This is a genomic window from Amycolatopsis keratiniphila (assembly GCF_000400635.2).
In the GTDB taxonomy this organism is placed as follows: domain Bacteria; phylum Actinomycetota; class Actinomycetes; order Mycobacteriales; family Pseudonocardiaceae; genus Amycolatopsis; species Amycolatopsis keratiniphila.
Map to the genome: position 1 here is coordinate 5,020,750 of NC_021252.1, position 14,127 is coordinate 5,034,876.

6 protein-coding genes and 1 pseudogene are annotated in these 14,127 nt (G+C 63.0%); 3 read left to right on the forward strand and 4 right to left on the reverse strand.

Annotation, left to right across the window (positions count from 1 at the left end; all coding sequences use genetic code 11):
- Positions 1 to 63: 63 nt before the first annotated feature.
- Entirely contained in the window at positions 64 to 855 is a 792-nt protein-coding gene (locus tag AORI_RS63770; RefSeq protein WP_043848175.1) for a hypothetical protein, read from the reverse strand.
- 1,051 nt (positions 856 to 1,906) lie between these two features.
- On the opposite strand from AORI_RS63770, the gene AORI_RS82450 reads away from it, so the two are divergent.
- A complete protein-coding gene (locus tag AORI_RS82450) occupies positions 1,907 to 4,240 on the forward strand; it encodes a S8 family serine peptidase (RefSeq protein WP_158509135.1) in 2,334 nt (777 codons plus the stop codon).
- A 206-nt stretch (positions 4,241 to 4,446) separates the two neighbouring features.
- On the opposite strand, the gene AORI_RS63780 is transcribed toward AORI_RS82450, so the two are convergent.
- On the reverse strand, positions 4,447 to 5,244 hold the full coding sequence (locus AORI_RS63780; protein ID WP_200870926.1) for a leucine-rich repeat domain-containing protein: 798 nt from the start codon (positions 5,242 to 5,244) through the stop codon (positions 4,447 to 4,449).
- Positions 5,245 to 5,653: 409 nt separating this feature from the next.
- On the opposite strand from AORI_RS63780, the gene AORI_RS63785 reads away from it, so the two are divergent.
- Together AORI_RS63785 and AORI_RS63790 are read left to right on the forward strand one after the other, a co-directional pair.
- Positions 5,654 to 5,893, forward strand: coding sequence for an RNA-binding protein (locus AORI_RS63785; protein ID WP_123798487.1), 240 nt, complete (start codon positions 5,654 to 5,656; stop codon positions 5,891 to 5,893).
- Positions 5,894 to 6,121: 228 nt separating this feature from the next.
- Positions 6,122 to 7,144 (forward strand): annotated as a pseudogene (locus AORI_RS63790) (IS256 family transposase); the annotation flags it as partial.
- 1,282 nt (positions 7,145 to 8,426) lie between these two features.
- Here AORI_RS63790 and AORI_RS63795 read toward each other — a convergent pair.
- Together AORI_RS63795 and AORI_RS63800 are read right to left on the reverse strand one after the other, a co-directional pair.
- Positions 8,427 to 13,133, reverse strand: a complete 4,707-nt coding sequence (locus AORI_RS63795) for a caspase, EACC1-associated type (RefSeq protein ID WP_016334896.1) — start codon at positions 13,131 to 13,133, stop codon at positions 8,427 to 8,429.
- On the reverse strand, positions 13,130 to 14,125 hold the full coding sequence (locus tag AORI_RS63800) for an AAA family ATPase (protein WP_200871007.1): 996 nt from the start codon (positions 14,123 to 14,125) through the stop codon (positions 13,130 to 13,132). Before AORI_RS63800 ends, AORI_RS63795 begins: the two co-directional genes overlap by 4 nt.
- Positions 14,126 to 14,127 lie beyond the last annotated feature (2 nt).

A 14,127-nucleotide genomic window follows, 5' to 3' on the forward strand; every position in this document is an offset into this window, starting at 1 on the left:
TCGTTCGTGAACATCCGGCCGCCTGCGGGGGGGGCGAGACCTGCACATTCTGTGTCAGAACCTCTAGTTGCGAGGCATCCACCCAGTGTGTTCCCACGTCGGCCGCAGCGGCCGACGCTGGATGCCGTGTCGCTTGAAAACCTCGTTGAGCATTCTTTCGGAGACAAAAACCATCCAGCCACCGATGAGCATCGTCAGAGCCGTGGCACCTATCGTGGTCACCACAGCGGCCGAACCCGGCCAGGCGCGCACCACCTGCCAAGTCGCAACACCCAAGAGAACCCCTGCTGCGCACTGGCCGACAAGCTGCCACAAAAGTCCGCTGATACGACGCCGAATCTGGTCACCGCCGGCGAAAAGTTCGCGGCGCAACCGCGTGATCGTGTTCAGGTAGGCGCCTCCACCGAGGCCGATGAAGATCGTCATGACTACCCACCACGCGGTCCAGCGTTCCATCAGGAAGGCGGGCACGATCTCACCCACGCCGAGAAGCAACGGGACGACGGTGTCCCGAAACGTCGGCACCCACCGCATGAGCGTGGTGAACCACAAGTACTCGTACGCGACGACCACAATCGCGACGAAGGCAAGCAGGGCCTGCGCGAAAGTGGCGACCACGGCCGCGGCACCGCGGCCTCCGTCGATGACGAGTGGCACCGTTTCGGCCAGCAGTACGCTCAGGGCCACGCCCTGAATGATGCTGATGATCGTGAGGTAGCCAGCCGGGAAGATGTCCACTGCACGGCGCACGAGCACGCTCCGGTCGAGCGGTTCCAGCGCGACGGTCAAGTCTTCCGCGACGACAGGCTTTTGCTCGTGTGGTTCCGGCAGGCGAGTGGTCGGCCGCTCACGCATGACAACTATCGCTAGGCATACCGCTACAAAGAGCACTTCCCACCAGCCCTGCCCGCGCGAATGAGCTGCCATGTCGCCTCGCTTCTTCGATACCGCCGGAGTAGTACAACTACTGCGAGAGTCCGAATCAGGGAGATCGAAGTTGCAGAGTGCAGCAGAATTTACCTTATCGATATCCGCAGCCAGCCACTTGCCGCCGCTCGAACGTCGGTTCTGCCAAGCTGCTGAACGTGGCGAGGCGGGTCTCGACTGCGAAGGACATCTCTCACTGAGTTCTCCGCCGCTCAAGGTAGTCTCATCGGCGCGACCGCGCGCCGGTCCCTGCGTAGCGACGCTCTTCGCGGCATGAAAAGTGCTCTACGATGGCCCTCGAATGTCAAAGAGCTTGGATTGCGTCGAGTCCGAATATCTAACCTAGGTTAACATTGATCAGCGCATCGGCGCGGCATGCATACGGACTGGCTCGAACACGCGGCGTCATGATGTTGGTTAATTTCGCTCAAGAGGTCGGCCAGTTCCTCGGGGATCCAATATGGGTCGATGGTTGTCTTCCGCAATTCTTGCTTACCTATATGTCCCAACAGTGCTGCCACTGACTACCCACCCAACAGGCAAATTCGACAAGGGCCCCAGACAGTTCGTGTGATGAGCTACGACGAATGGGTGATAAGTCTTAGTGTTGCGTAACTGAAGCTCTAGCGGTTACGAGTTGTCCATCGTGCGAAGGATTTCGAACCCTGTTCTCGTCGTCTTGGTGTGGACGTTGCTTGGCGCAACGTTGAGCCCAGCGACCGCTTTGGGAGAACCTGATGCCCACGCCACGATCTCGTGGCGTTTCCAGCGACTCGCGGCGGCGAAGAAGCCTCTGAGCGCAGCGGTAGCCGCGGACTTGACGTCGCTGACTGCGTCAGGCCCAGGCAGTCTGCAAGTGACGGCGGACGGTCGTTACGTCGCCACCGTGCACTTGACCACTCGCCCCACATCCGCGATCAGCGCTTCCGTATCGGCCACTGGGGTGATGGTGCGCCACCGATCCACACATTGGCCTGTGATGGTCGTTATCGGCACTCCCGGCCAGCTGGTCAGCCTGGAGAAGATCCCGCAGGTTCGCTACGTTGAGGAAGCGATCACGCCGTTGCGGGCTTCATCAGCGTCCGGCAGCAAGAAGTCGGTGTCCGCAGCGTGTGCCCCGGTCCTTTCCGGAGGCCTTGCATTGCACCGTGCGACGCAAGCTCGAACCGACTTCTCCGTCGACGGAACAGGTGTCAGCGTGGGCGTGATCTCTGACAGCTACAACGCGTTGGGCGGCGCGGCGGCCGGCGTGGCGGCTGGAGAGCTCCCCGGAGCGGGCAATCCGTGCGGCCGCAGAACCGACGTGCGGGTGCTGCACGAAAGTCCTGCAGACGGTTGGTCGCGCTCCGACGAGGGCCGAGCCATGGCCGAGATCGTTCATGACGTCGCCCCAGGTTCCGGCCTGATGTTCAGCACCGCGCAAACAATGTTCGAAACCGCGGACAGCATGCTCGAGATGGCCTCGCAGGGTGCACGTGTCACCGTGGACGACATCTCTTTCTGGGAGGAGCCCTGGTTCCAAGAGGGTCCTCGAGATCAAGCCGCCCGTATGAACGCATACCGCGGCACGGTCAACTTCTCCGCCGCCGGCAACTACAACACACTCCGCGGCCAGCAAGATGTGAACGGCTACGAATCAGTTTTCCGGCCGACACCTTGCCCGAAGGGCGTGCCTTCCGGCACCTGTCACGACTTTGATCCAAGTAGCGGGACAGATCCGACCAGCACCTTCGCCGTGTCGCATGCGGGCTGGCTAGCGCTTCAGTGGAACGAGCCGTGGAACAGTGTTCGCACCAACTTCGATCTGTATTTACTACGCGGTGGCCGCAAGATCGCGGAAAGCGTCAACGAAAATAAGATCACGCCGTATGAGTCGCTGGGGACGGACAAGACTGGCGACATCGACGTCGTCATTCGCCGCAAGGACGGTGCCGACACTCCACGCCTTCGCTTCTGCTGGTTTACGCACGGAGCGAGGCCTACGGAGTGGGATACATCTCGCTCCGGCGACACAGTGGGCGTCACGACACTAGGTGCCGTCGGCCCTGACACGTTCAACGTCGCCGCCAGCCCGGATGGGACGTCCCTGGAAGACTTCAGCAGTCGGGGACCGTCGACGCACTACTGGGCGCCGGCCCGCAGCGACGGTCACCCGGCCGACGCGTTGCCAGCCAGCACACAGCACCTTCCCGAGTCCACAGCGGCCGACAACGTCGAGACCAGCTTTTTCGGCGAAGAGAAGGCCGGTCATTTCCGGTTCAGCGGAACGTCAGCCGCAGCACCACATGCAGCCGCCATCGCCGCGCTCGCGCTCAGCCGCAACCCTCACAAGAGCGCCGCTGATATCCGAACATTGTTGATCACCACCGCAAGGCCGATGCCGGGCGCAGAGCCACGTGCTTCAGGTGCGGGTTTTTTGGACGCCTACAACGTAGTCGATCAGGTTGGTACGCCGCCGACTGGACTGAACGTCACCGCTTGGGGCAGTGACAACTTCGGCCAAACCGCAGTACCTGCCGGGTTGAAGGCATCCGCGATCGCAGCGGGTCTGCACCATTCATTGGCGATCGAGCCGGAAGGCACCGTCGTGGGGTGGGGCGCCAACTTCTACGGTGAGCGTAGTATTCCTGCCGGGCTCACAGACGTAGTCGGCGTCGCGGCTGCCGACGTACACAGTGTCGCGCTCAAACGTGACGGCACGGTCGTCGCTTGGGGCGCGAGCCCATACGGAGAAACGACCTTACCTTCCGGACTGGCCGGCGTAGTGTCCATAGCGACCGGTGCGTCTAGTCGGCATACGCTTGCGCTCACCCAGGAAGGAACGGTAATCGCGTGGGGTTCCAACTTCTACGGAGAATCCACCGTTCCTGACGATCTCGGGAACGTGACCGCGGTGGCTGCCGGAGGTGTACACAGCCTGGCTCTGCGGGCCGATGGCACCGTCGTCGGATGGGGTGCCAACCTGTACGGTGAGTCCGAGGTACCCCCCGGACTTAACGACGTCGTCGCCATCTCGGCTGGCCAGTACCGAAGCCTCGCACTGCGCCGTGACGGTACCGTGGTGGCCTGGGGCTCTTACGCCTACCAACTGGGCACGGAATTCCGCGTCGAGCCGATCTATGTGCCCGCCGGACTTATGGACGTCGTCGCCATCTCATCAGGCGTAGATCACGACCTGGCATTGCGGCGGGACGGCACCGTCGCGGCCTGGGGTGCTGACTACTCCGGCCAAGCCACTGTCCCAGCAGGACTGCCCAAAGTCCAGGCGATCGCCGCCGGCGGAACGTTCAATGTGGCGCTTCTCAGCCAGTGAGAATCTACGCGATACATCGAAGTGGTTGGGTATCTGTCATACGCGATCGCTAGGCGGCATGAGCGGACGTTGGCCACGCGACGGTCCTGTGCCGCCGCGGGCGGGTGCGGCTGGCGAGTCCATAAAGGCCTCGCCCGAGGACTCAACCGGAGGACCGGCTCGAGCATGAGTTCAGCTGGGTTCGCCTCGGGCCCTCTGGTTCGTCCTTAGCGGCCAGCGGGCTGGACGATGTTCGGGCCGCCGGTATGAGGTGTCGGAACGTAGCCTTGCGCCGATGTCGGCAGCGTCGCCACGCAGTTCGCGGAGCACGCGTTCACCAGCAGCGGCAGCACGTCGGTACCGACCCGGCGGGAAACCCACACCTGATGCAGTTCTCGATCGATCAGCCTGTCGCAGACGCTGCATGTCCGTACGACCGTGGTGCCCCACACGCCCGGATCGAGCTCGGCGAAGTCTGCCTGGTCGGCGTGGGTTACCGGCCGCAACGCCGGAAACGGTGGCCGGAACTTGGCGTTGCCGTAGAGGACACGGGTGCTCACCGTGCTGTCGATGACTCTTGCACACCTGGTGAGTTCATACGGGTACCAGTGCAGCCGGTGCGATGTATAGGGTTCGAACACCTCAAGGCTGGTCATCGCTCCGATCTCGGGTGGCAGGCGGACCAGGTTCGTTCCGTACAGGACCAGGCGCGTGACCGCAGTCAGCTTCGCGATCGTGGACGGCAACGTGATGATCTGCCGCCGTTCGGCGGCGCTCATCCCCCTGAATGGCGCGAACTCCGTCCGACCATCCTCGGCAGCCTCGTCGATCAGCGCCAGGACGTGCTGCCAGCCCTCTGCCGCTTGGTCTTGTGTGTCCTTATGGAACGAGACGGTCACCGGTCGAGTCGTCTTCGAATAGCCGACGCACCGGCAGTGATCCCGATCGGCTCCATCTTGCGGGGCTCCGACGGCGTCGGCGAACCGATTGGGGAACAACTGCGGCGCGTTCTCGTCTGTCGACACCTGTGAAGCGTATCGACGATGGCGGGGAACAGTTGCCACCACTACGACCCGTAGTGCGGAACCTCCTGTCATTGGCATGGGCGGGCAGTCCAACGAACGCGCTTCGTGGTGGGAGGGGATGTTCGTGGAATCATGATCGCGGCGGCAGGCTTGACGTGGTCTGCTCCTCTCTGTGGGTGGAACTGTGTTGTGTGTCTTGAGCCCGTACACCGCCGAGCGTGTCGAGCCGGTCGTGGTGGCGGAGATGACCGTCGAAGGCTGGAACCAAAGTTTCCTCCACCCGGAGTTCTGAGATTCCTCCGACGGGCTGCCTTACGGCTACTCGCTCAACGCACCGGACAGTGAGACGGACCCGGCCGAACTCCGACTCCTTGAGCGGGCAGACGGCAGGACGATGCGCTGCGACATCATGTTGCACATCTTCGTCAGCGACCTCGCTGGCCGACCTGTGTTGGGCAAACTGGCGCAGCGTATTGCGGAACGAACCCAGGGCTGGGTGTTCGTCGAGTTCCAGGCTCCACCTTCAGCGAGCTTGCTCGGCCAGTTGGAGACTGCGGGCCGTTGCATCCGCGTCAACGACTACGTCTACCTTGACTCGTCGGCGATGGCAGCGTGGAACGCCCACCCGGACTTCCACGTCCTTAAGTAGACACCGGTCCCATCTCCGCTTCAAAAATGAGGTGCCCGATGAGAATATGAAATGTCGGCCAGCTCACCGGTGACCCCGTTGGCCGCGGCGCCGGCGTAGAAGCGAGGCCGTGTCATGACAACCGCGTAAGCCGCGGATGGACCAAGATCGGATCGTCGTTGGCGATCCAGGAAGGCCCTTTCTGTGACGGAGAACACATCCCGCCCGGCCGGCTCGTCGTCGGCTGAAGTGCTTGCCGGAGCGCTTACGCCGGAGGTGTTGGACGCGCTGGTCAAAGAAGCGCACGCGAGCGGCGGTTCTTTGGGCGTGCAGGAATTGCTGAATCAGATGACGAAAGCAGTGCTCGAACGCGCGCTGGATACCGAAATGACCCACCATCTGGGATATGAGAAAGGAGATCCCGCCGGAAACGGCAGCGGGAACTCTCGGAACGGCCGGTCGACGAAAACGGTGTCCACGACCAACGGGCCGGTCGAGCTGGCGGTGCCCCGCGATCGGAACGGTTCGCTCGAACCGGCGATCGTGCCGAAACGAGCGCGTCGCCTGGGGAATGTCGACGAGGTGATCCTGTCGCTGTATTCCCGTGGAATGACGACCCGCGATATTGAATCACACCTTCATGAAGTTTATGGCGTGAATGCCTCACGGGAACTGATTTCCAACGTCACCGAGGTGGTCGCCGACGAGATCGCACTGTGGCAGACGCGTCCACTGGACGAGGTCTACCCGATTCTCTACGTCGACGGCATCCGCCTGCGGATCAAGGACAAGGGCGTGGTGACCACGAAGGTCGCCCACCTGGCCGTCGGCGTGGACGTCGAAGGTCGCAAGCATGCCCTCGGCTTGTGGATCGCCGACAGCGAAGCCGCGAAGTTCTGGGCCAAGGTCGTCACCGACCTGCGCAACCGGGGCCTGCGGGACATCCTGATCGCCTGCTGCGACGGGCTGACCGGACTGCCTGACGCGATCCGCGGCGTCTTTCCCGACACCGTGGTCCAAACGTGCGTGGTCCACGTGATCAGAAACGCGATGCGGTTCGTCTCCTACGGTGACCGCAAGAAAGTCGCCGCCGGAATGCGATCCATCTACACCGCACCCACGCTCGAGGCCGCCGAGATCGCACTCAAGAACTTCGACAAAGAATTCGGCACCCAATACCCCGCCGCAGTCCAAGTCTGGCAGCACGCATGGAACGAATTCACCCCATTCCTGGACTATCCAGCCGAGCTACGCCGAGTTGTCTACACGACAAAAATAACCACACAATCATCCGCGGCTTACACGGAAATCATGACAGGGCCCACTCGCGACGCACACTGCTTACCCACCGCTCGGCGATCGCGTTCGCCCGAGGAGCTCGAACAGGGCTCCGCAGGACGTCGATACCGACCGGCGCCAACGCCGCATCGAACGCGGCCGTGAACTTCGCGTCACGGTCACGGCTCAGAAACCGCAAACTGCCCACTCGGTCGCCGAGGTCCACCGGCAACACGTACAACCGGCGCAGCAACACCGTATCCACGTGAAGAAAGTCCATCGCCAGAATACCTTTGGCCTGGGAGATGAGGAACTGCTTCCACGTCGGTCCCGATCGGCGCGGTATCGGGTCCACTCCCCATCCTTGAGACTCTTCCACACTGTCGAGGACGCAATCGTGTATCCCAGCCCCACCAGTTCGCCGTGAATTCGCCGGTAACCCCACGACGGATTGCCCCTCGCCATCTCCACCACCAACCGGCGGATCACCACAGCAACAGCCGGCCGACCCCCTCGACCCCCGTAGGTCCACCGACGTCGCACCAGCGCCGCATGCCACCGCAGGATCGTGCGCGGCGACACTATCAACCGCAACCGACGGCCAGCCCGGCACGAGCCGCACCAACGCCGTCAACACCGCACGATCAGCCCAGGTCAAACGCGGCCGCGCCACCTGACGCCGAAGCACCGCGAGCACAGCACCAGCCAACCGAACACCCGCGTCACCAGCAAATACAGAAGCCTCATAATCACAGCAGGTGATCATGAACCACGGCACCGTCACCCATCAACCACCCGCCCACACACCACGAACCAGCTGGTCGGCACCCATCACAACGTTTCCGGCACCCACACTGACCTGCCGCGGCAATCTGGCCGTGCGGGCTCGCCTGGACCATCGCCGATCTCGACAGCGCCGACTACCCCACGTCGTGACCATGTCGAGCAGGCGCTCGCCTTGCGGCGGGGTCTCGACCCGGACCGCTACGTCATCCATCGACAAACTGGACGACGCTGACCGTCGTACCTGGCTGCGCACCGCGCTGCACGATGCCGCAGCCATCGCGTCCGCCACCCCGGCGACCACCGGTTCTGCAGACAGTTCACGCGTGTTGCTTCGTACGAACCGAAATCACCAGAGTTCACCATGGTCCATGGCTCCTAGGCACACAGGAGTACGGCGCCGCCCAGGAACGGACCGTGCCGTTGAGGTCGCTGCAGTTTCGATCGAGACTGCTTCAGGCGGTGGTCCGCAAGGAGCGGGTTGCTTGCATGCTCACCGGTCGTCCGATTGCCATCGGTACCTCCAATTTCGGGCGAGCGCCAAAGGTGGCCCGAAGTTACCCGCAAACTCAGGGGTGGAGAATCCCTGCTCTAGCGCCCGCCTGCGGACACCGAAATAGACCTGGTCCATGGTCAGATACGCGCTCTCACCCGGGACACCGTTGTCGAGGATGTCCACCAGCGCGTCGGTGAACACGGGGTATGTGCGATCCGCTGAGGCGAACGCACTGGCGTCTGTGCTGCCTGTTGCCAGGACGAAGTGGCTGGACCCCTTACCGGGATCAGAGAAGCGCCTCATGCTCTCCAGCGCGCGGCCTGCGAAGCAGCAGTCCAGGATGACAGCCGACCGTTTCACCCGGCTGTCTAACAGCATCTCGCGGATTGAGTTGTACGGCACTGCCGTGCTCTCCGCGTCCGGCCGTGTGTCGGAAGTCGCCAGCAGCAGATCGCCACGCCGAGATGACAACAGACTGTGGCCAGCGAAGTACAGCAGCAACGTGTCTCCTACTCGGCCCACGACCTCGGCGACCTCGCTGAGCAGGGTTTCATGGGTAGGGTCGGCCAATACCGAAATGCGGTCCTGCCGGAACGTTGGTACAGGGCCGCTTGTCCACAGTCGTAGCAGCTCATTGACCCCATTCGTTACTTGCGACAGAGCAGGGAATGATTGATATCTGGCGACACCGGCCAGCACTGCCCATGATGTCTCCAGAACCGGGAGTAGCGGTGAACGTTCCTCTGTCGGATGTGAGACCGGGGCCTCGGCCCTTATCACAGAGACCGACTCTACCTGGGATGCGGAAACCCGTTCCTGCGGCGCTGGTGTGCTCGAAGGTTGACTGAACATCACCCTGAGTAGGTCTTCCACGCCCTCGGAGGTGATCTCGGCTACATGATAACGCCTGCTCGTATGGGACCTGAGGAACTGCGGTATGTCGTTGGCAGAGCCGCCCGGCAGCACCACTGGCAGAATTCGTTGGTCACGGCCACCCCTATCGCGGTGAACGGTCTCGAGAATGATTCTTGCATCGACTTCCACACCCACAAGGTGGCCTGACCGGTTCGTGGTGTCTATGGCTTCGTGGTAAGCGGGGGAGGCGATGACCAGGATGAAGTCAGCTTTCGCGACCTGCTCAATCGTCCACTTTGTCCAGTCCTGCCGACCGTCTTGGACCCATTGGTCCAGGCCCACGTCGACCCCGTTCAGTAGCAGCAGGTCTGCGAACTGCCTGACCGAGTCCCGGTGTTCTATGGAGTCGTGAGAGTAGGTGATGAACACTCGGGGTGCGTTGCGCAGGATCACCTCGGAGGCTGGTACTCCCTCATCCTCTAATCGCACGGAATGCGCGTCACCGCTTGGGATCCATAGCCAGCCACGAGCGACGAAGGACTTCGCCTGCACTTCGACTTCGACTCCACGGAAGTCGTCGGGGCGCACCGTCGCACGGCCAGTCTGCACTATCGCCTCGTGCACCTGGTCAGACAGCAAGACGACCAGAGATGCGTTCGTCTGCTCCAGCGCGGCCCTGGCTACCGGGGAGTCCACCAGCCTGGTGGCGAACACCACGCCCTGACCGGAGTCACCGCTGGCGCCCTTCGCGAGGTCGCCGAAATGAATGGCCATCCTCATTCGCAGCCGCATGTGAGGCGGTCGGTTGGCGTTAACCGACGTCAGTTCGGCGTCCAGCGCTCGCACGTACCGGTCGACCACGACGTGTTCCGGCGTGTCCTGCGGCAACACAGCCATCTCTCCATCGCCCATGGCATGACGTTGCCACGTTGACCGATCAAGACCAACCGCTTGACTCGCCCGGTTCAGGCTGCGTACCAACAGATCCTGCATCTCGCGCTGGATCTTGCTGTTGGCCCGTCGATAGCTTTCCAGGTTGCAACACACGACCAAAACACGCCGCGATGTTGCGGTGTTGGGAAGCGTCATTTCCTCGAAACTGCGAATCCACACCGTTTTCGCGGAATGCCCAGCCTCGACGTCCATTTTTTGATATCTGCCCAGGTCAACGTCTCCGCCGCGTCGTGCTGCAGCACGCCGGAACTCTTCCGAGATTGACACAACCAAGATCGTTGCAGCGGTGGACATGGCCGACGCGGTCTCGCGCGCGTCCAGGATGCGACGTCCCGCGGTCCGAGCGAGATCCATGCTGCGGGGGTCGGTATGCGCTGCGTGTAGCACCATGCGCAGCTTGATCCGAGCGTTGTACGTTTGCTGGGCGTTGTACCCGCGCAGTGCAGCGACCAATGCCTGCGGCAGCGCCTCGCTCGACGCCATCCCGTCGAAGTCGTCTGGTAGGACGATCATCGCCCCGTTGCCCGAGCGTTCGGCGATCACCTCATCCCAGGACGTGCCTACGTCGCGGAATGCCGCTTCGGCGATGGCAGACAGCTGCTCTGGGGAAATGGTGCCGAATGGACGCTCCTTCGCCGACGTGCTGTTGTTGTAGTTGATGCCCAGGAAAACCAGGAACCGCTGCAGCGACGGCTCCTCTTCCGGAGCGCGGCCGACCGCTTTGCAGAGTTCGAGGTGCAGTTCCCGCCACCGTCCCAAGTCGATTATCTGGGTTCCGTCGGCCGCCGGTGTAATGAGAGCCGCGCATGCTGTCACGACGTTCTTCACCAGAGCCCACGAAGGGGTCAACTTGCCAGAGAACACCCGGCCAATGTGTGCGGGTGAATAGTGGGCACGTCGCGCGATCTCCTTCAACGAAGGATGTCCGGCTACGGTCCTCAGTTGACTTAGCTCCTGGGTGAACTTGGCTCGCGCTCGAGCGTGCCTCTCCGCCAGGTGCGCTTCGTAAGCGTCACCGTTCAGCAATTCATTGAAGAACTCCGGCCGTTGTGCCTCGAACTCCAGAATCCACCCCTCCGGTTCGCCGGCCGGGATGTGCTCCTGCTGCTGTGCCGCGCTGTTGACCGAGCGCAGTGCGCCGCCCACCGGCAGGCTAATATGCCGTTTCTCGAAGGCCGTTTGCACGTAGCAGACGATCTCTGCTTGGGCGAACGTTGACGACCCCTCGTAGTTCGCCAGCCCACCGAACGCAGGAGTGCTGGCAGCGGTGAGGCCGACCCGGAAGACTTGTTCACCGACAGGGCTGATCCATAAGTCGTTTGTCGTATACCGGGTCTGGGTGACCGGGCTAGGGCGCTCGACTATGGCAATTGCCGGCGCTGGCTGTTCGGGCATCGCCGATGCCGTGCGGACCGCCATCAGCCGATCGGCCAGAGCGCGATAACGTCCACCCAACCGGGCGAGAACGCTGGCAGCAATGTGCGCCATCGGCGAGCTGCTATCACCCCTCACCACGGGTAGTTCGACACCCTCCGGATCAGCCAGCATGGCAGCGAAGTCGAACGGTTGCCCAAGGCGCTCGGAGACGAACGCGCTGGTCTCCCGCAGCACGGTCAGTGCCTCGTCGCGCAACAGATAGCCATTAAGTTCTGCCCGCACCTCCGGCACGAAGTCGTACTCGACCGCTTCAGGGTCGCGCTCCTGCTCACTCTGCTGCAGCAAACCGCCGAGAAACACCTCAGCCAGATGTGCGATCGTGGATTTGGGCAGCATCACACGCTGGACCAAGCGCATGACCGGCAGCGTCAGCCACGTCGCCGAGAGGTACGTCGCCAACCGGAATGCCTCAGGCGACGCCATAGAGCGGAACCGGCGCACGAGGCTGGTGGCGACGGGCGGGGCTACTGCCGCGCCCGAGTCGATCCTTGAGGCCGCTAGCTGGGCAATCCTCACTGATTCAGCGGAACCAGTGGTCAGGCGCGCCCAAAGAGCCAGCCACCGGGGCGACAACTCGAACACCGGAACTGGGACCTCGTCCGACACTCCGGACCGCCACTCGGAGTTGGGAGCAGCTAACCGCGGCACCATTACCTGGACTGCGCCAGCGTGAAGCCCAGTGCCGGACCACATGCGTTGCGGCAGGACCGTAACGACCGCGGTGGGGACCATGCCGCCCCAGGTGCGCAGAAGGGAAATCGCCCGTCCGTCGTGCCACGCTGGCCCGACTGCGTCCGTAAGAACCACGACGATCTGTCGGACCGGGTCCAGGTCGTGGAGTGGGTCCGTCAACCGCCCGGGTGTTGCGCTGTCGAACGTCCGCACCCGGACCCGGCGGAAACCTCCGAGCCACGTGCAAAGGTCGCGCAGCTCGGCGACCGTTCGCTGCCAGACCACCATGGACGGCGCGGTGTCGGCGATGATAGTGAGGCTGAGCCAACGCTCCTGGGCAGGCCTTAACACTGGGGCCCACAACCCCTCCTCGGCAACTCGAGCAGCCGTGGCGTCTTCATCCACGTCGAACGACCGGCGGCTCGGTACACGTCGTCCGAACGGGCGTAGCGCTCGTACCAACTCCAATTGCCCAGGCAGGGCGAGCACCGCCGGGCTGCGCACCGCCACGCCGCGCAGACCGCTGCTGGTCTCCGAGCCGGTGGCGTACATCTCGGCGTACGTGTCCTTTGTCGTGCTGTGGGCCGTGGTGGCGTTGCCAGAAACCGGCTCGGGGAGAATTGGTGAGTCGTCTTCCGGGAAATCTGTGGACACTGGCGCGTCACTGCGGGTGGTCCGCCGTTCGAGCGTGGTGAGGTGTTGCGAGAGCCATAGGGCGTCCCGCAGTTCGTAGAGTGTCGGCTCCAGACCGGCTGCGGCGAGCCTGGCCGAGAGGTCCTCGATCATCCCGTACCGCTCAACGGCTTCAACAGGGCTTGGACGACGTTGTCCATTGACTCGACATCATTGCCGGACATCGCGATGTACACGGCGTTGAGCAGTTGGTCGGTGGTGAGTTCAGCCTGGTCGCGCTTGGCAAGGAAGTCCTCGATGTGCTGGCGGGCGACCGCAGTGGCTTCGGGGCCGAGATGCGCCGCGATGATGGCGTCGATCTGGTCGGGCTCCGGCGGCTCCAGGTCGAGGCGTAGACAACGTCGGAGGAACGCCGTGGGGAAGTCGCGTTCACCGTTGCTGGTCAGCACCACGAAGGGGAACGCACGACACCTCACACGCCCGCGCCGGATGTCCACGGACTCACCGTCGTCGTCGGTGCGCACCGGCACGTGCTCGTCGTCCTGAGATAATCGGGACAGCTCTTCGATCTCGAACTCTCCCTCCTCGAAGACATTAAGCAGGTCGTTGGGCAAGTCGACATCACTCTTGTCGATCTCATCGATCAGCAGTACTCGGGGTCGTGCGAATGGAAGCAGCGCCGTCCCCAGCGGTCCAAGGCGCAGATGCTTGCCGATGTCTCGATCGCTGGTTGCGCTTTGCTTGCGGGCCTTGCGGAGGTTCTCGTCGCGGAGCCTGCCGATGGGGTCGTATCGGTACAGCCCATCCTTTAGGGTGGTCCGGCTGGTGATCGGCCACCGCAGTACAGGACCGAGCTTGAGTTCCTCGGCGATTAGATAGGCCAGTGTGGACTTGCCAGTGCCGGGCCGGCCGGTGACTAGCAGCGGGCGCCGTAGGCACAGGGCTGCGTTCACCATCTGGACCTCTCGCTCAGAAGGCTTTCGGCGGTGCTCCGCTGATCCCAGACGGCGTGACGACGTTGGATCACCCGCTCCGCCGGGCACCGGCAGCACTGGTGCACCATCGAACTTGCGCCAGTTCGGTGGATCGGGCAGCTCGTCGATGTCGTCATGGGGCTCTACCGCTCCTTTGTAGATCGGCCACATAG